General features: G+C 60.5%; 16 protein-coding genes. 11 read left to right on the top strand and 5 right to left on the bottom strand.

Going from position 1 to position 18,317, the window contains the following annotated elements; translation table 11 throughout:
• Both metH and KBY85_RS02635 read left to right on the top strand, forming a co-directional pair.
• Positions 1 to 3,199 (top strand): methionine synthase (gene metH / locus KBY85_RS02640; RefSeq protein WP_254959995.1); only part of this gene is annotated, 3,199 nt, incomplete at its 5' end.
• Between the two features lie 49 nt (positions 3,200 to 3,248).
• Positions 3,249 to 3,521, top strand: a complete 273-nt coding sequence (locus KBY85_RS02635) for a DUF4090 family protein (protein WP_254931395.1) — start codon at positions 3,249 to 3,251, stop codon at positions 3,519 to 3,521.
• Positions 3,522 to 3,524: 3 nt separating this feature from the next.
• Here the strand turns inward: KBY85_RS02635 and KBY85_RS02630 are convergent, their stop codons facing one another.
• On the bottom strand, positions 3,525 to 3,752 hold the full coding sequence (locus KBY85_RS02630; protein WP_254931396.1) for a hypothetical protein: 228 nt from the start codon (positions 3,750 to 3,752) through the stop codon (positions 3,525 to 3,527).
• A gap of 199 nt (positions 3,753 to 3,951) precedes the next feature.
• Between KBY85_RS02630 and KBY85_RS02625 the strand changes: the two genes are divergently transcribed.
• A complete protein-coding gene (locus KBY85_RS02625; RefSeq protein ID WP_254931397.1) occupies positions 3,952 to 4,335 on the top strand; it encodes a DUF2237 family protein in 384 nt (127 codons plus the stop codon).
• Between the two features lie 8 nt (positions 4,336 to 4,343).
• Here KBY85_RS02625 and KBY85_RS02620 read toward each other — a convergent pair whose 3' ends face one another.
• Positions 4,344 to 5,099, bottom strand: a complete 756-nt coding sequence (locus KBY85_RS02620) for an SDR family NAD(P)-dependent oxidoreductase (RefSeq protein WP_254931398.1) — start codon at positions 5,097 to 5,099, stop codon at positions 4,344 to 4,346.
• Between the two features lie 84 nt (positions 5,100 to 5,183).
• Between KBY85_RS02620 and KBY85_RS02615 the strand changes: the two genes are divergently transcribed.
• From KBY85_RS02615 to KBY85_RS02595, 5 genes are all read left to right on the top strand, one after another.
• On the top strand, positions 5,184 to 6,107 hold the full coding sequence (locus KBY85_RS02615) for an NAD(P)H-dependent glycerol-3-phosphate dehydrogenase (RefSeq protein WP_254959994.1): 924 nt from the start codon (positions 5,184 to 5,186) through the stop codon (positions 6,105 to 6,107).
• Positions 6,104 to 7,036, top strand: coding sequence for a PhzF family phenazine biosynthesis protein (locus tag KBY85_RS02610; RefSeq protein WP_254931400.1), 933 nt, complete (start codon positions 6,104 to 6,106; stop codon positions 7,034 to 7,036). Before KBY85_RS02615 ends, KBY85_RS02610 begins: the two co-directional genes overlap by 4 nt.
• 110 nt (positions 7,037 to 7,146) lie before the next feature.
• A complete protein-coding gene (locus KBY85_RS02605; RefSeq protein ID WP_254931401.1) occupies positions 7,147 to 8,085 on the top strand; it encodes a SpoIID/LytB domain-containing protein in 939 nt (312 codons plus the stop codon).
• Positions 8,075 to 8,914: an ATP adenylyltransferase gene (locus KBY85_RS02600; protein WP_254931402.1), complete on the top strand. Its 840-nt coding sequence runs from the start codon at positions 8,075 to 8,077 to the stop codon at positions 8,912 to 8,914. Before KBY85_RS02605 ends, KBY85_RS02600 begins: the two co-directional genes overlap by 11 nt.
• 94 nt (positions 8,915 to 9,008) lie before the next feature.
• Positions 9,009 to 9,809, top strand: coding sequence for a sigma-70 family RNA polymerase sigma factor (locus KBY85_RS02595; RefSeq protein WP_254959993.1), 801 nt, complete (start codon positions 9,009 to 9,011; stop codon positions 9,807 to 9,809).
• Here KBY85_RS02595 and KBY85_RS02590 read toward each other — a convergent pair.
• On the bottom strand, positions 9,757 to 9,951 hold the full coding sequence (locus KBY85_RS02590; RefSeq protein WP_254959992.1) for a sigma factor SigF: 195 nt from the start codon (positions 9,949 to 9,951) through the stop codon (positions 9,757 to 9,759). The genes KBY85_RS02595 and KBY85_RS02590 overlap by 53 nt on opposite strands.
• Positions 9,952 to 10,259: 308 nt before the next feature.
• On the opposite strand from KBY85_RS02590, the gene KBY85_RS02585 reads away from it, so the two are divergent.
• Positions 10,260 to 11,780: a DUF3370 family protein gene (locus tag KBY85_RS02585; RefSeq protein ID WP_254960005.1), complete on the top strand. Its 1,521-nt coding sequence runs from the start codon at positions 10,260 to 10,262 to the stop codon at positions 11,778 to 11,780.
• Positions 11,781 to 11,782: 2 nt separating this feature from the next.
• Complete coding sequence (locus KBY85_RS02580; protein WP_254931404.1) at positions 11,783 to 12,841, top strand: DnaJ domain-containing protein; 1,059 nt, start codon at positions 11,783 to 11,785, stop codon at positions 12,839 to 12,841.
• Positions 12,842 to 13,712: 871 nt separating this feature from the next.
• On the opposite strand, the gene KBY85_RS02575 is transcribed toward KBY85_RS02580, so the two are convergent.
• On the bottom strand, positions 13,713 to 14,207 hold the full coding sequence (locus KBY85_RS02575) for an allophycocyanin subunit alpha-B (RefSeq protein WP_254959991.1): 495 nt from the start codon (positions 14,205 to 14,207) through the stop codon (positions 13,713 to 13,715).
• 114 nt (positions 14,208 to 14,321) lie between these two features.
• Here KBY85_RS02575 and rlmD point away from each other — a divergent pair, with 114 nt between their 5' ends.
• A complete protein-coding gene (gene rlmD, locus KBY85_RS02570) occupies positions 14,322 to 15,773 on the top strand; it encodes a 23S rRNA (uracil(1939)-C(5))-methyltransferase RlmD (RefSeq protein ID WP_254959990.1) in 1,452 nt (483 codons plus the stop codon).
• A 25-nt stretch (positions 15,774 to 15,798) separates the two neighbouring features.
• Here the strand turns inward: rlmD and pheT are convergent, their stop codons facing one another.
• A complete protein-coding gene (gene pheT, locus KBY85_RS02565; protein ID WP_254959989.1) occupies positions 15,799 to 18,249 on the bottom strand; it encodes a phenylalanine--tRNA ligase subunit beta in 2,451 nt (816 codons plus the stop codon).
• Positions 18,250 to 18,317: the final 68 nt, after the last annotated feature.

Here is an 18,317-nt window from a genome sequence, read left to right as displayed (position 1 = left end):
TGCTGAGCAGGCCGAAGGGCTGCTGGCGGGAGATGTGGACCTATTTATTGTCGAGACCTGCCAGGACGTGCTGCAGATCAAGGCGGCCCTGCAGGGCATTGAGGACGCCTTCGCCAAGACCGGCCAGAGGCGGCCGTTGATGGTGAGCGTGACGATGGAGACCACCGGCACAATGTTGGTCGGCTCCGATATAGCTGCTGTGGTGGCGATTTTGGAGCCATTCCCGATTGATGTGCTGGGGCTCAACTGTGCCACTGGACCGGCGCAGATGAAGGAGCACATCCGCTATCTGAGCGAGCACAGTCCGTTTGTGGTGAGCTGTATCCCCAATGCAGGCCTGCCAGAAAATATCGGCGGTGTAGCCCACTACCGCTTGACACCGCTCGAAATGAAGATGCAGTTGCTGCACTTCGTTGAAGATCTAGGCGTGCAGGTGATCGGTGGCTGCTGCGGCACCACCCCTGCCCACATCGCCGCATTGACCGAGTTGGCAGCCGAGTTGCAACCAGCTGCTCGACCGGTGCGTACCCCCCAGACCCAGCACGCACGCCCCCTGCTGCAGGGTGAGCCTGCTGCTGCCTCGATCTACAGCACCACGCCATACCACCAGGACAATTCCTTCCTGATCATTGGTGAACGGCTTAACGCCAGTGGCAGCAAGAAAGTGCGCGAGCTGCTAGCTGAGGAGGATTGGGATGGCCTAGTGGGAGTGGCACGCGGTCAGGTGAAGGAGAATGCCCATGTGCTCGACGTCAACGTCGATTACGTCGGTCGCGATGGTGAACGGGACATGCATGAGTTGGTGAGCCGTCTCGTCACCAACGTCAACCTGCCGTTGATGCTTGATTCCACCGAGTGGCAGAAGATGGAGGCCGGGCTCAAGGTGTCCGGTGGTAAATGCATACTCAATTCCACCAACTACGAAGATGGTGACGAGCGTTTCTTCAAGGTGCTGGAGCTAGCTAAGGCCTATGGCGCCGGGGTGGTCGTGGGCACTATCGATGAAGAGGGAATGGCACGCACAGCGGAGCGCAAATTTGCCATCGCCCAGCGCGCCTACCGAGACGCGGTTGAGTTTGGAATTCCTGCTCACGAGATTTTCTATGACCCCTTAGCCCTACCGATATCCACGGGAATTGAGGAAGATCGGCTCAATGGTGCGGCTACGATTGAGGCAATCCGCCGCATTCGCACCGACTTACCAGGGGTGCATGTGGTGCTGGGCGTCAGCAACGTGAGTTTCGGCCTGTCGCCGGCCTCCAGGATTGTGCTGAATTCGGTATTTCTGCACGACTGCTGCGAAGCCGGTATGGACGCGGCGATCATTAGCCCTGCCAAGATTCTGCCCCTGGCAAAGATCAGTCCAGAGCACCAGCAGGTGTGCCGCGATTTGATCTACGACCGGCGTCGCTTTGAGACCAATGAGCCGGGTTCTATTTGCAGCTACGACCCTCTGACCGTGCTCACAACCCTGTTTGAAGGGGTGAGCGCCAAAGAGGCCAGGGCCTCAGGCCCCTCTCTCGCCGACCTGAAGGTGGAGGAGCGTCTCAAGCAGCACATCATTGATGGTGAGCGAATCGGGCTTGATGCCTCCCTAAACGAAGCGCTTGCTACTTACCCGCCACTGCAGATCATTAACACCTTTTTGCTCGACGGCATGAAGGTAGTGGGCGAGCTCTTTGGCTCCGGCCAGATGCAGTTGCCCTTCGTTTTACAGAGCGCCGAAACCATGAAGGCGGCAGTAGCCCATCTCGAGCCCCACATGGAAACGGCCGAGGGAGAAAGCTCGGCCAAGGGTAAATTCCTGATCGCCACCGTAAAAGGCGATGTGCATGATATCGGCAAAAATCTTGTAGATATTATTCTCACCAACAACGGCTATAACGTAGTCAATTTAGGCATCAAGCAAAGTTGTGAAGCTATAATCGATGCCCAGCGGCAGCATCAGGCCGACTGCATCGCCATGAGCGGTCTACTTGTGAAGTCTACGGCCTTCATGAAAGACAATCTAGATGCCTTTAATCAGGCTGGTATTGCTGTGCCGGTAATACTTGGCGGGGCAGCACTTACGCCTAGGTTTGTTAATGGTGATTGCCGGGCCGCCTATCAAGGTCAGGTTGTCTACGGCCGCGACGCATTTGCCGATCTCCGTTTCATGGACGCCCTGATGGAGGCAAAAGCAGGCGGTGCCTGGGACGACCTACGGGGTTTCCTTGGACCGATTCCGGAGGGGCTTGGCATCGTCTCTCCCGAGACCGCCGCAGAAGAGCCTGCCAAGGCGGATGGGGCAAGAGAAGCCGTAGCTATTTCCCCTACAGAAGTCACTGTCAGCGTTGAACCAAATGATCAGCGCTCTACGGCTGTGACCGAAGAGAGCGCCCTTGAGCCACCCTTTTGGGGTAGCCAGATTTTGACTGAGCAGGAGATCGACCTGCAGGAAGTATTCGCTTACCTCGATCGCAACGCCCTATTTGCAGGCCAGTGGCAGCTGCGTAAGACCCAGCAGCAGAGCCGCGAAGACTACGAAGCAATGCTGGTCGAGAAGGCGGAGCCCGTTCTGCAGCAATGGATGGCGCGCTGTCTCGAGGATGGCCTGCTTTCACCTCGGGTGGCCTACGGCTATTTCCCCTGCGGCCGTAGTGGCAACGCCGTGGTCTTGTTTGACCCAGCGAAGCGCAAGCAACAATTAGGACGCTTCGAGCTGCCCCGCCAGCGCTCAGGCAACCGCTATTGCATTGCTGATTTCTACCGAGATCTCGCAATTGCAGCCGATGGTTCGTCGCTGCCAACCGATGTGTTGCCGATGCAGGCCGTAACCATGGGCGAAGGCGCCACCAGCTTTGCCCAGCAGCTTTTCAAAGCCGATCAATACACCGATTACCTCTATTTCCATGGACTTGGAGTCCAGTTGGCTGAGGCTCTGGCCGAATGGGTGCATGTGCGCATCAGGCGGGAGCTTGGCTTTGCTGATCCCACCGCGATGCCGCTGCGCGACGTGCTGGCTCAGCGCTATCGCGGTAGCCGCTACTCCTTTGGCTATCCCGCCTGTCCAAATGTGGCCGACTCCCGCCAGCAGCTCGCCTGGCTCGGTGCCGAGCGGATTGGTATGTCGATGGATGAGAGCGACCAACTCGAACCAGAGCAGAGCACCACTGCCCTAGTGGCCCTACATACCCAAGCTCGATACTTCTCAGCCTGAGCAGGGGGGCGGCGGCTTCTAGCCTGGCCAATCACCTTGCAAAACGGCTATGGCCATTGCCGGACCTGGCGGCGTTGATGCCGCAATCGCCTCGGGCATCGACCTGGATGGCACCCCGATCCCCTCCGAGATGATCGCTCTATACACGGAGGTGATGGATCTGGAAAGCCAGCGGGCCCGCAGCGGTGTCAAAAAATCGATGCGCAATCGCATCGTCAAGACAGGCTCGAAGCATTTCGACCAAGCCAGCCTTGATGCCCGGCTTAAGGCCGCCGGATGGGATGGCTTGAAAGCTAAGGAGATTGCTTTTTTCTACTCCTGAGCTCTAGCTGCAAAGGTCTTCGAGGGCGTCGATCACCTCCTGCTGAAACTTCTCCAGGTTGGAGGAGTCGCTCAGGTCGATGCCTTCGCCGGCGGCGTTCTGGGTGAGTTCCTGGAAATGGAAAGCCCCTTCGCCGTGGGCGAGGAATTCCATGGCGGAGGGTTCACCGCTTTCTTTGTACGCGTCGCAGAGGGCCAGAAAGGCCGCGTCTTCGGTGAATTCCCAGCTCATGAAGGGGGCCGCGCTGAAAGACAGGGTGAACGCGCTCTTCGACCTTTAACGCCTCCCCCCCGGAATCCGTCAACTACCTAGCCCAACTTTGTGCGGGTGTGTTGCCTTTCGCATAGCTCTGAAGCTTGTCGTCAGCCCAGTGCTGCAACCTCCGAACTGCCTGGCCAGACTGGAGCTATCCACATTTTCCCCGGTTCCCGTGAGCGATTTTAGCCAGCCAGCTTCCGCTTCGCTAAATGTGCTGGGTGAACCCTTGGTTGTGTGCGGCTGCCAACCAATGACAGGTTGGTTCCGCGACGGTCATTGCCGCACCAATGCCGCCGACCTGGGTCGTCACAGCGTCTGCTGTGTCGTGAGCGATGCCTTCCTGCGCTACAGCCAGGCCCAGGGAAACGACCTCAGCACCCCGGCGCCCGCCTATGGCTTCCCCGGGCTCAAGCCTGGAGACCATTGGTGTGTGTGTGCGCCGCGCTGGCTTGAGGCCTACGAGGACGGCATGGCACCACCTGTGCGCCTAGAGGCCACGGAGGATTCCGCTCTTGAGGTGATTTCCTTAGCAATCCTGCAAGCAAACGCTGCTTGATTTGAGAGCTACCAGGCGATTTGCTGCCCATCCCAGGCCCAGAACTGCCCAGTCTGTTGGGGCCCAAGCACCGCCAATACGTCGAGCAGCTGCTGAGCAGCGCGCTCTGGGCTGAACAACCGATCTGGCGGCACACCGGCCTGGAAGGGGGCGGAGAGGCCCGTGGCCGTGGTTCCGGGGTGGAGCAGGCTCACACACCCCTTGGGCTTTCTGCGAGCCCATTCCAGGGCCAGGGTGCGCAGCATCTGATTTTGGGCAGCCTTGGCCGCCCGGTAGGCATACCAGCCACCGAGTTGGTTGTCGCCGATGCTTCCCACCCGGGCCGAAAGGCTGGCGAAATGAAATGGGTCTGCGGGGCTAAACAGGGATTCGATCGCCTGGGCCAGCAGCAGGGATGCAAAGGCATTCACCGCAAAGCTGAGCTCTAGGGCCTGGCGATTCACCTGACTGAGGCGCTTTTCCGGTTGGAGCAAGGGCCCATGCAGCAGGCCGGCCGTGTTGATCACCAGCCGCAGGGGGGGGTGATTTTCAAGGCTTGCTGCCAACCCCGAGAGGCTGGAGTCGTCGGTGAGATCCACCGGTAAAAACTCGACCTCGCGCCACAGGGGATCCCCAGGCAATCGCCAGTCCTGCCGTGAAGCTCCCACAAGCTGCAGCCCCGGGGCGATTCGGCCCAGCTCCTGGAGCAGGGCCTGGCCGATGCCGCCACACCCCACCACCAGTCCCGTGCCATGCCAGTCATGCCACGGCGAAGCTGAGCTCATTGCCACAAAAACTCCAGAGCCGAAGCCGCACCCACGGGCCTGCCGCATGATGGCAGTGCATACCTGCCTGCTGCTTCGGAGTCGATGGGCATTCGCATCGCCGTGTTGGGCCTGGGGGCTTGGGGCCAGACCCTGCTTGAGCGCTGGGGTCAGCAAGGTCACATCGTCACGGGTTGGTCCCGGCGCTCTGGCAGCAGTCCGGTGGACCTGCTTGCCAACCAGGATTTGGTGGTTTCGGCGGTAGCCATGGCAGGGGTCCAGCCCCTGGCTGAGCAGCTGGCTCCCCATTGGCCCACTGGACTGCCGCTATTGAGCTGCAGCAAGGGGTTGGATCTCCAGCTGCTGGCAACTGCCACCCAGCTCTGGTCAAACCAGTTGGCGGATGCCCCCTTGCTGGTGCTGAGTGGGCCGAATCTGGCAACCGAGGTGCGCCAAGGGCTACCTGCGGCCAGCGTGATCGCAGCTGCGGATCAGGATCTAGCCCGCCGCTTTCAGCAGCACCTCAGCGACACATCGCTGCGCCTCTACACAAACACAGATCCGATTGGCACCGAGGCCGCAGGGGCACTCAAAAACGTTATTGCAGTAGCCGCCGGCATCTCCGATGGTCTGGCTTTAGGTGCGAACGCCAAGGCATCCCTGCTCTGCCGTGGCTTAGCCGAGATTGGCGTGGTGTTGGAGGGTTTAGGCGGTGCCACCAGCACTCTCTACGGCCTGGCTGGCTTGGGTGATTTGTTGGCCACCGCCAACAGCAGCCTCAGCCGCAACTATCGCTGCGGCGTGCTTCTGGCCGAGGGCTGCAGCGAGCAGCAGGCAAGCGAGCGCATTTCAGCAACCGTTGAGGGTCCTCGCACGGCCAGAGCGGCCCTGCAGCTTGCCAGCCGCAAAGGCTGGCATCTGCCGATCTGTGAGCAGGTTGTGCTGGTGCTCGAAGGCCACACCACCCCTGCTGCCGCCGTTAAGGCTCTGATGGAGCGCGATCTGCGGCCGGAGTGGCAGCAAGCATGACCTTTCCTGGCTCTGCTGTAACGCCACTTGTCTCCCTGCCAGCTGTGCTGGTTGAGGCTTTTGCTGACCGACCCTGTTGCGGCAACGGTGCGGCCGTGGTGCAGCTACTTCAGCCCATGGGCGATGTTGCCCTGCAGGCCATTGCCCGCAGTCTCAACCAGTCTGAGACGGCTTTTTTGCTGCAGCAGCAAGGCCGCTGGACCCTGCGCTGGTTCACCCCCAGCTGCGAAGTCCCCCTCTGCGGCCATGCAACACTCGCCGCCCTGCTGGCCTTGGGCCACTGGCAGCAGCTGGTGCCCGGCGGGGGATTGGAGCTGTTCACCCGCAGCGGCCCCCTGGCGGTAGCCCTTGATGCCAGCGGCAGCTCAGGGCAGCTGGTGCTGCCTAGCGCCGGTCTGCTGCCGGCCGAGCCATCGCCAGCGTTGATCCAGTTGCTGCATGAACGCCTAGGGGGGGCACCCCTGGCCTACTGGAGCTCAGGCCTCGGTTATCGGGTGGCCTTGTTTTCGCCAGAGGCAGCGCTGGCCCAGTTGCCTGGCCTGGCTGCGGAATTAGAGGGTCCTGATCGGGGCGGCTTGGTATTGATGCAGGCCATCGAGAAGGGACCGATAGACGACCTTCCCTCCGTGCTTGGACGGCCAGCCGACTACCAGCTGCGGTTCTTCGCTCCAGGACTTGGCATTGATGAGGATCCGGTTACTGGATCTGCCCACGCTCTTGTTGCGCCTTTTTGGCTCGATCGCCTAGGCCGCAGCTCCGTAGTGGGTTGGCAGTGCTCGCCGCGGCCGGGGGGGATGGTGTGTGATGGCGCTTCTTCGGGCATGATCCGACTTAGCGGTTCGGGCCACCTCCTTTGGAACGGCACATTGCGGGTGCAGGCCGATGGCTCCGGAGCCGACTCCTGGGCCTCCCTAGCCGTCTGCGCCTGAATCAGGGACTACATCAGAACAGAGGACTACTCCAGAACAGAAGTCTTCTCCAGACAAGAAGACTTCATCTGCATGGTCTCTTCAGCCGGAGACTGATGCTGGCTGGCCCAATGGCCGTTGTAGCCGTGGCGGTGGGATTTGCGGCCCAGGGCCTGGCTCCCCGCCCCTATGGGGCCGCCCAGGGCGAGTTGCTGGATGCCCTTATTGATACGCCGCCCCCGGCTCAAGACACCACTACCGCAGCTGAGCAATTGCGTCGTCTCGAGGCGCGCCGAGCCACCCCTCAAGCAACTGCCACTGCCACTGCCAGCCTCGGCCTGGATGAGCCCGAAGCGGGTCCGGGAGTTGATCTGGAAATCCGCGTCGCCCTGCTTGGCGCCGGCACCAACCCCGATCTCTCCGCCAGCGGAGCCTGGCAGGTTGTCAGCCGAGACGGCCAGCTGCTCCAACAGGGCGGCGCTGGCAGTTCGGTGAACCTCAATGAACTCTGGCTCCAGGGCCCAGAAGCCTGGCTGCAGACCAGTGGGACCTCCGTACTGGTCAACGGCCGCCCCTATGGAGGGCGCCTGCGTCTGATTCCGGAGAGTGGCGGGCTCAGGGTGGTCAATCACGTTGGTCTGGAGAACTACATCGGTGCCGTGGTTGGAGCTGAGATGCCTAGCAGCTGGTCGCTAGAGGCTCTGCGGGCCCAGGCCGTAGCCGCCCGCTCCTATGCCCTCGCCCACATGGCTCGCCCAGCCAACCGTCACTGGCATCTTGGTGACACAACCCGCTGGCAGGCCTACAAGGGCCTCTCGAGCAGCAACGAACGCACCCGCCAAGCTGCCGCCAGCACCGCCGGCATGATCCTCAGCTATCAGGGCGCCATCGTGGAAAGTCTTTATGCCGCCAACCGCCAGATATCCCTGGAAGCCCATGGCCATCTCGGCGCAAGCATGAGCCAGCACGGCGCCCAGGATCTGGCTATGCAGGGCTATCGCTACAACCAGATTCTTGGTCACTATTACCAGGGAGCATCTCTGGCCCGCCTCAAGGCTGGTGCGAGCTGAGCGCATCTGGCAGCTGGCGCTGCAGTTATCCAGCCAGGCGCAGGCCAGCGGCTCCCTGGTTCCCCTAGCTACCGAGGTCCTGGCGGCCCCGCAGCACCAGCCATTTGTGTTGCGGCGTTTGCTGAGCACCACCCCCAAACACCTACGCCGTGGTGGCCCCAAGCCGAATCCTTTTTTGCCCTGGGAGCAAGCTCTGGAAGTGGAACGGCTCAGCAGCGGCCATGTGGTGCTGCTCAACAAATATCCAGTGCAGGCGGGCCATCTGCTCCTGATCACGGACTCCTGGCAGCCGCAATCCGGCTGGCTTTCTGTTGACGACTGGCGCGGGGTCTCGCTGCTGGCCAGTGACACCGGTGGGCTGTGGTTCTTCAACAGTTGTGCCGCCTCTGGCGCCAGCCAGCCCCACCGGCATCTGCAACTGCTGCCCCGCCGCGCTGGAGAAGCCAGCACGCCCCTGTCTGCGGCAATCCAAGTTCAGCTGGATAGGGGCGAGCGCCCCTGGCCCTGGGCCTATCGGCTGAGTCGCCGCACAGATGCCCACGGGGGTAGGGATCTACCCGCCCTTTACCTGGAGCATGCCGAGCAACTGGGCCTGGGCTATCCCCACCAGGACGCCCAGCCCAGGCACCCATACAACCTGCTCTTTGACGACAACTGGCTGCTCACCGTGCGGCGCACCCAGGAACATTGCGCTGGCTTCAGCCTCAATGCCCTTGCCTTTGCTGGCTATCTGCTGGCCACGGAAAGGTCCGATCTCGAGTTGCTGGAGCGAGAGGGGCCTTGGTCCTTACTGCAGGCGGTTGCCGCTGCCCCCGACAAGGACATGTGATCAACGTTCCGTAATTTTTCGGTTGCGCAATAGGGCCCCGTCGCGGCTGGTTGGAAAGGAAGGGAACCAAAACCCTGCCAACCCAACTTTGCCCATGACCCAATCGATCAAAACCAAATCCCTCTGCCGCCGTGCCCTGCAACAACGCAACCAGCGGGTGAACCAGTACTGCGGTCTGGTTACCCCAATTGCTGTGCACTACTGCCGCCGCTGTCCGGAGCCCCTCGACGACCTGGTTCAGGTGGGTCTGATGGGCCTGCTACGAGCCGCCGAGCTCTATCAACCACAAACAGCAACTCCTTTCGAGGCCTTTGCCAGACCGCACATCCGGGGCGCCATCTTGCACTACCTGCGTGATTCGGCATCGGCCGTGCGGTTACCGCGCCGGCAGATGGAGCTGCACGACAAGCTGCGCCAACTGAAGGCCAGCTGGAGCAGTGTCCATGGGCGGGAGCCCAGCGCCGAAGATCTGCGACTAGCTCTGCAGCTCAGCCTTGAGCAATGGCAAGAACTGCTACGTGGTCAAGCCCTAGCCAGGCCCCTGGATCTGGAGACTGGCTATGAGGAAACCAGACTTCATGAGGGTTCGAACGGCAGGCCCTCGGACTCTGAATTCACCGGCGCTGATGACTGGGAGGATCAGGGAGCTGAAGTGCGTCAGCAACTTGCTTGCCTTGAGCCCGGATTACGTCGTGTGATCCAGAAGGTAGTGCTCTCGGGCTGGAGCTACCGGCGCACGGCAGCCTTGCTTCAGGTGAGTCCGATGACCGTGCAGCGGAGGCTCAAGCAGGGCCTGGCACAGATGCGTGCCGCTCTACTTAATGCAGACGCGATCTCAAGCCTCAGCTTCCAGCCGAGGCCGCATCCCGCTCCATCTGTTGCTCCAGCGTGCTGATCGTGGCATTTACGGCTGCCAGCTGGCGTTCCACCCCGTCCCGCCAGAACTGAAGCATGCGCAGCTTGCGCTCTTGATGACGCCTCCAGCTACCAGCACCACCGTCATCAACGCTGCCACAGCAGCCCAGGAGGGGAAGCATGAGAAAGTGGGAAAGTTCCTCAAGGTTCTAGCGACCCTGACGGGCTTGCCGAGTGTTGTGTTTCTCCCCCAGCGATGGCCCCGAAACACCCTTCGGTCAGTTCCATTCCCAGCCCCTGTACGAGCTCTCAATCTGGGTTTGCAACCAACTTCCCGTCATACCCTTTTGGAATAGGGGCCATTGCACTCAAACCCAACACCCTGATTACCAGATTTCCGTTGCGGCCGATCAAACTGCTGATAGCAGCTGCCCTGGGGGCTCCCCTCGGCCTGTTGCAGGCGCTGCCAGCGGCGGCTTACGTGGCTCTAATGGCGGGACAACAGGCCCGTCCCCTAAATGGCACCTTCAACAAGGTGCCGGTTCTGCACTCGAACCAGCCGGAGGAGGTTGAAGGCCCCGGGATCCTGATCAGCACCGCGCCGGGGTATGCCTACGCCGAAGAGACTGGACAGCCCTTGCGCAACGCCGAATTCACCTTCAACGGTGATTTTGGGGTGCACATGCACCACAAGTATTTCCCCCCGAACCGCCGCCAGCTATCCCGCTCTGGTAGGCGTCCAGAACTCACCCTAGGGCTGATTCTGATCAATCCCGGAATGCGGGCAGTGCACATCCGCTTTGAAACCGGTGCAGTACGCAACAGCTTTGAGGCGCCCTATCTTGTCAATTACAAGATGGGAGTAAGACCTCTCGGGCCTCGCCCTTGGAATACCGGTCCTGGAGATGCAACAGCTGTGCAAGTTCTACGCAGTCGTCTAGATCCAAAACTTGATCAGTATATTACTATTCCTGCCCGCAGCCGTATTGTGCTATTTCAGACCCAGCTGCCTGCGCTTGGCATTGCTAACGCCTTGTTGAAAGGTAATAGTGATGGACCTTTTCAGATGGCTGTTGTTGCTGGGAAAGAACCCAATAGCGACTGGGATCTAATCGCTATTTTGGATCGGGGACGGCTTGCTCCGGGCAGGGTCTACCTGAACCGCATCGCTGACATCAATGGCCGCCGAATTTTCTCCCGTGTGGGAGGTGTTGCTATAGGTGATACTTATCAAGCCACCCTGAACCATAATCTCGCTCAGCAAGGTCCATTACATTTTCCGCTAACGAGCACTAACCGCCATAATTTCGGCACGCTCGAGGTGCAGGTCAATCCACTCGCCAGCCGCATGGTGGATTCATCCCTAGACAATGTGGGCACCTACGGCGTTCGATTTGATGTCGATCTGAATCTCAAGGGGGCTGGCCCCTATGAGCTGGTTCTCAGCCATCCCACCGCCTCAGGCACTGGTAAACCTTTCACCGCCTTCAGGGGATCATTGCAAGTACGCACGGAGGAAGGGCTTCAAGAAATGCACGTAGGCATGCGCTCTGGCCAAAGCTTGCCCCTCACCTCTTTGAATCTTCGGGGAGGTGTATCCAACCCAGTTCGAATCAGCTTGGTTTATCCGGCCGATGCCACCCCTGGTCACCTACTCAGCATCGTGCCAGCCAGTCAGGTCGCCATGGTGCAGGAGCGAGAGCGTTTGCTTGAGTTGGCTCGCAACACAGCCTCCCCCGCGGCGATGACGCCCCCCCAGTCCCTGCCTGCGATTCCAGATCAGGATCGTGATGGTCAGGATGGATCAGAATTAATGGCCCCGTTGGTGCTGCAGCCACGCTTCCCCAGCCTGCCGCCCCTCAGAGCAAATCCTCTGCCACCACCGCCAATTTATCAGCCGCGTTATTCCCCCAACCAAACTTCAACCCCTGGGAATAAAAGCTTGGTTGATCGCTACCAGCAGGCCCTGGAAGCGCAGCAGGAAATGATGCGCGACCTTATTGGCCGTTAGGCATGGCTAAGCCGGCGGACCCCAATCGTCGCCGCTTCAGCCTGGAGCTGCCCGTCGATTTGCTCGACAAAATTGATGCGCTGCGGGCCGAGTGGGGCATCCGCAGTCGCGGAGATATTTTGGAGCGTCTGCTACAAGAGATCTTCCCAAATACTGAGGAAGCTGAGACCTCTGTTCTTGCCAACGACGGCAATCACCAGCCTGATGGTTGCCTTAGCGAACAAACCAGCCTGGAATCAACCTTCAACGAACAGGGGGCTTTGGTGTTGATGACCCGGAGCTCCGGGGGAGACCTGTGCCTGGATCGGGAATCAGCTGATCGTGAATTTGCCTTCGACTTCGATGTTGATGCGTCAATGGCAGCGGATGTGCGCCCTCGTCAGAGCGGCATTGACCTACCTGGCTTTGTGAGGCGCCAATCTGACCAGCTCAAGCGCAGTTTGCAGCCCTTACGCCAACCCATGGATCTGGCGCAAGAACCTCTCCCCCATGTAGGCGGTGATGTGCTCGAACGCTCTTTGGCCAGAGCCCGTGACCACTGGCTTGAGCTCTACGGCAAGGTTGCCAATGAGGCGGTACTGGAAGCCGCAATGGTGTGGTTGGCCCAGGACATTTGGGACCAGAGTGATCAAAGTGAGGGCCGCCCCTTTACTTGGTCGCTTGCCTGCGATGTGGTGGCCAATACGGCTCCCAGCTGGGGCAGGGAGCCCGCAACTTTTGAGCGAGTCATGGTGATGGCAGGTTTGCTGGAGGATCCCTTCAGCACTTCAACCCTGGAACTCCGCTTACCAACGCTGATCAGGCGCTTTGTTCATCGTTTCCGCAAGCGACGTAAGGGCACCTCGTTCCAGACCTTGGAACACACCATGACCCTGCATGGGGCCTTGAAGCTGCTGCAACTGCCAACGGCGCCGGGTCAGCGGCTCACCCTGCGACAGATACGGGAGGCTTACCGCGAGTTGGCGATGAGCCATCACCCCGACTCTGGCGGCACGGAAGAAACCATGCGGCGCCTAAACGAGGCCTACCAGCTACTGAAAGAGCTCTACCGCAACGAATAGACTCGTATATTGCTTCTCATCTGAGACACCTAATTGGTCCTGGAATGATTCTCGGATGAGACTAGCGATCTGCACTTTGCGGCTTGCTTGGGCGCATCATCATTGCTAGCCACAACGGTTTGACTGCTCAGATGTTGGACGGATAGCTGTTTTTCTTTTCTCACATGAGATTCATTGTTGGTCTTGTTAAGGGTCTTGCCTGGGGAGAGTGGGATTTTTATTCTTGGCCTGAGCAGCCTGGTCTTGTAATGAGACCACTAATTAGTCTTGGATGAGATAGCTGATGCATATGCAAGTGAGCTTTGCCCCCTAGTTGATGGCATCTAGTTGGGTTTATTTCCAATTTTTCCGTATTTCTGCCTGCATCTCCCTAGTCGTGTGTTTCATGGGTTCTTTGTAGTTGTGGCCGGAAGACGGCCTGAATAGCTTGTCCAGCCATCTCACCTGGTCTGGTCCAGATCATCCGTCTCGCTTCAGAGTCGTTGCAGCAGCAGACTCTGAAGTCTTGCGTCACTGTGTCATACACAGGTACGCAAGCTCTTAGGGCTATGCAACAGGCTTGCTGAGGCTTCGAGACTTGCTGGCCCTGGAGCTGGTCGAGCAGCTTGCCAACAGAATGATCAGCTGTCTCATGGTAGACTTATTTATAGACCCTTGCTGCGTCTTGGATGAGACTTTAGATAAGGGGGGGTGGGTGAGGTGCGCGGTCCCGCCGGCGGGTATTAAAAGTGAGCATCATCCTGTCGCTCCATCCGTGCGAGCAATTGATGATTCTTTTGCATCCCAACCGGGACCCATTAATAGTCCAACAAAAAGACCCGGACGAGACAAGCGCTCCTCCGGGTCCTGGTGCTGGTTGGGATGGTCTGAATCAGGTGCTGGTTTGCATGCCCTGGATCAGAAAGTCGAAGTAAGGGCCCGCAAGGGAGGCCTGGTCTGTGCTCAACAGGGCGAGCGAGGCCTCCTTCATGGTGCGCATTGCGTCCACCATGCCTGGCATCGGTACGCCGAGGCTGTTGTACATCTCACGGGCGCCGACCAGGCCAATCTGTTGAATCATCTCGGTGCTGCCGGCGAGAACGCCGTAGGTCACCAGGCGCAGATACCAGCTGTAGTCGCGCAGGCACTGGGCCCGCTGCTTTTGGCCGTAGGCATTGCCACCGGGGGCCACGTAGTCGGGGTTGCGCTGGAAGAGCTGCTTGGCCGACTCATCAACAATTTTTTTCTCGTTGTCGGTAAGAAGCCGCACAACCACCAGCCTTTCGGCTCCCCGGCTGAGGTACTCCACCATGGAGCGCAACTCGCCGCCACTGGGATACCGCAGCTGATCATCAGCCTGAAGGATCAGATCCCGAACGACGCTCATCGCAGCGACCACACGCGTCCATCACTGTATCGACTCCTCAGCAAGATCACCGTGCCCCGCCGCAAGGTGTAACGCCCCTTTGCACGGCGTAGGGTGAAGGATTGGTAGGCGGGCGTGGGCACTAAAAGCTTTGGCAACGGCGCTGGTGGTGGCAAGAGTGATGGCCTCGATCTCTCCACCGGCATGACCGTGACGGTGACCATCACCGGCCTATCCCATGACGGGCAGGGCGTGGCCCGTCTCGCAGATCGGGTCTTGTTTGTAGCTGGTGCCTTGCCTGGCGAGCAGGCGAAGGTACGCCTCACCCATAAGGCCCGTCGCCACTGGCTAGCTGAGCTGCAACAGGTGCTTGAGCCGGCAGCGGAGCGTCGAAGACCTCCTTGCATCCTTGCTGAAGACTGTGGTGGTTGCAGCTTGCAGCACCTCGACGACTCGGCGCAGCAGCACTGGAAGCACCAAAAAGTTGTTGATGCTCTGCGGCGTATTGCCCACCTTGATACGGATGTTGCGCCCTTAATGGCAGCGCCAGAAGGGCTCGGCTATCGCAACAGGGCGATCATCCCGCTTGAGCGCTGCGAGGACGGGCGGTTGCGGGCTGGCTTTTATCGCCCTGGCACCCACAAAATTGTCAATATGAATCGCTGCCCGGTGCTTGATCCGCGCCTGGACGCTTTGATCGCACCGCTTAAGTCGGATCTTGAGACCAGTGACTGGCCCGTTGATCGGGACTTCCGCGAGGGGGGCGGCCTGCGCCATCTGGCCCTGCGAATCGGCAGCTACACAGGTGAGTTGCTGATCACCCTGGTAAGCAGCACCCCAGACCTGGAGGGCATCGAGATCCTGGCCGCCCAATGGATGCACCGCTGGCCCGAACTAGTGGGGGTGTGCCTAAACCTGCAACCCCTAGCCACCAACACCCTGATGGGACCCGAGACACGCGTGGTCGTGGGACGTAGCTGGGTGCAGGAGCGTTTCTGCGATCTCGAGCTGCGCATTGCAGCAGACACCTTTTTCCAGGTCCATACCCGACAGGCTGAGCGAATAGTGCCCCTGGTGCTTGCAGCCCTTGCGGGCTCTGCGCCTGGGGTGATGGTTGATGCCTACTGCGGCATTGGCACCTACAGCCTGCCGGTGGCTGCGGCTGGCTGGCACGTTCACGGCATTGAACTAAGCCCCGAGGCCGTGCACCAGGCCAAGGCCAATGCCCGCGAAAACGGCCTAAGTGAATCAGCCACCTTTGAGACCGGGGTCGTGGCCGAGTGCCTGGCTGAGCACCTCGTTCACTGCGATGCGGTGTTTCTCGATCCTCCCCGCAAGGGACTGGAGCCCGCCACCCTGCAGGCGATCATCGAACGCCCCCCGGCCCACCTGCTCTACCTCAGTTGCGACCCCGCCACCCTGGCCCGGGACCTGGCCCAGCTGGTTAGCGGCGGCATTTATCGATTGGAGAGCGTTCAGCCGATCGACTTTTTCCCCCAAACAAGCCACGTAGAAACATTGACCGTTCTGAGCCGTATTGGTGCTGGCGTCCCAACCCCGCAGCCCGAGGCAGCGGAGCAGGAGTAGGGGTAGATCTGCCGCCACCTGGATATCAGCTGCGCAACAGGGCGCCCAGCTGCTTTTCCAGGGCTGCCCGGATCGAGGAGTGGGCTGCTTCCACCTCTTCATCGGTGAGGGTGCGGCTGGCATCGCGGTAGCGCAGCCGGAAGGCTTGACTGCACTGGCCTGCAGCAAGTTGACCGCCCTCGTAGCGGTCTACTAATTCCGCATGCTCCAGCAGCGGCTTGCCGGCTTTGCGAATCACCTGGAGCAGCTCAGCTGAATTCGTGCTGGCTGCCACCACTACGGCCAGATCTCGCTCCGAAGCGGGGACGGTGGGATAGGGGGCAAAGGCTGGCTGCCAGCGGTTGCGGCGGGTGGCGGCGATCAGCAAGGCATCGAGTTCGAGCTCGAAGATGATGCTTGTTTGCGGCAGGTCTAGCTTTTCGGCCTGCTCAGGGTGCAGCTGGCCAACCCAGCCTTGTGGCCGCCCTTCCACTACAAGCTGGGCGGCTCGACCCGGGTGTAGCAATGGGTGCTGGGTGAATGGGCGATCTTCGATTGGGATCGCCAGCGCTGCCAAGGCTTGCTGCAGCAGGCCGCGGGCCTGGTGATAGCTGGGAGGCTGGGGTTTACCACTGCTGCTCCAGCGCTCACCTCGCCGTTCGCCACAGATAACCCCAGCCAGCAGCTGGCGAGCAGACCTGGCGGCATCGCTGCTGAACACCTGGCCGATCTCAAAAGCCCAGAAACCTGGCTGCCCACTTTGCAAGTTGCGGCGTGCAGCGGCGAGCAATTCGCCATGCAGGTTGTCGCGCAGGTAGCCGTAATCAGCTAGCAGGGGATTAGCCAGGGGTATGCGCCCAGCTGCTGCCGCCACCAGGGAAAAGCTGCAGGCCTCCTGCAGCCCGGCAGCGCACAGTTGGCGGCGCAGGCGGCGCTCCACCTGCTGGGCTGGATTAAGTCCCCCAGGCTCCAGTGGGTCGGGTAAGTGGCAGGCGAAGTGGTCGTAACCAACCAGGCGGGCCACCTCCTCGATTAGGTCAACCTCCCGTTGCAGATCCATCAACCGTGAGGGGGGCACGGTGACCAGCCAACCCTCACCATCTATCTGTTCTGCCAGCTGGCAACCAAGGGCCGTCAAGGTCTGGACGATCCTGTCGTCACTGAGATCTGAATAGTCTTCGCCGTCTTGAACAGGTCCAAGCAGATTGTGCAGGGCGTCACGCCTCAGCTGCAACGGCTCGATTGGATGCTCGGCTCGTTGATGCAGCCAGCGGCCCGAAACCTTGGCAGCGCAATGTTGCTTAAGCAGGGCCACGGACCGATCTGCAGCAGCGAGGGTGGCCTCCCTTGGCAACCCCTTCTCAAAACGGCTGCTTGCTTCAGTGCGTAAGCCAACGCTGCGGGCGGAGCGGCGCACCGCCTGGGGAGCAAACACAGCAGCCTCAAGCCAGATTGAGGTGGTGGCTTCATTAACGGCTTCATCCGCACCACCCATCACGCCAGCCAGGGCGATGGGGCGGTTGCTGTAAGTAACCACCAGGGCTTCGGGGCTGAGTTTGTGCTCGGTGGCGTCCAGGCTGGTGAATTCCTCACCATCAAGGGCCTGGCGTAGCCCCAGGCTGGCTAGCTGGGGTTCGCTGTCTCCGTCGATTACGGCGAGGCGCTTGCTGTCGAAGGCGTGCAGGGGTTGTCCCGTCTCCAGCATCACCAAGTTGGTGATGTCAACAATGTTGTTGATCGGGCGAATGCCGGCCTTTTGCAGGCGCTGCTGCAACCAGAGGGGCGATGGGGCGACCTTCAGCCCGTCGAGGGCCGTGATGCTGAATAGCCCCCCAGCCTCAACTGCGACCCGGTCGCTGGCGGAAAGAGGCAGCGGCTGGCTTGTTGCGGCAATTTCAGGGGCCTTTATCTGGGTCTGGCCGCCCACCAGGGCCGCCACCTCCCTGGCTATGCCTTGCATTGAGAGGCCATCAGGTCGGTTGGCGGTGATCGCCAACTCCAAAACCTGGTCATCCAGCCCCAGGCTTGGTCCCACTGCTGCGCCCAGGGGGGGCACCTGCTCCAGCAGCTCATCAAGAATGGCGATTCCTTCCCCCTCTGCCGTCTGGCCAAGCTCGGCAAGGGAGCAGATCATGCCGCTGCTGGCCACACCGCGCAGTTCGGCGGGCTTGATCGTCAGGTTGACCGCCGGCAGAGTGGCGCCCACCAGGGCAACGGGCACATGGATACCCGCCCGTACATTCGCTGCCCCGCAGACGATCTGCAGGGTTTCGGCGGCGCCGATATCAACTAAACAGACGCTCAGCTTGTCTGCGTTGGGATGGGCCTGGCGTTCACGCACGAAGCCCACCACGACACCGTCGGCCTGGGCGGCTAGGTCCTCTATGGCATCTACCTCAAAACCAGCCAAAGACAGACGCTCGGCTAGCGGCCCTGGAGCGAGGGCTTGTTCGGGGCCGGTCACCAGCTCCTGCAGCCATTGGAGCGAGACCCGCATAGCCCGTGGTGTGTTGAACCTTGATCTTAGGGATCAACTGGGGGGTGGGACTACCGCCAGGTAAGGTG

This window comes from Cyanobium sp. BA5m-10 (assembly GCF_024346255.1).
Taxonomy (GTDB): Bacteria; Cyanobacteriota; Cyanobacteriia; order PCC-6307; family Cyanobiaceae; genus Cyanobium_A; species Cyanobium_A usitatum.
The sequence above is the reverse complement of the archived record's forward strand: the minus strand, read 5'-3'. Positions and strand labels throughout refer to the sequence as shown.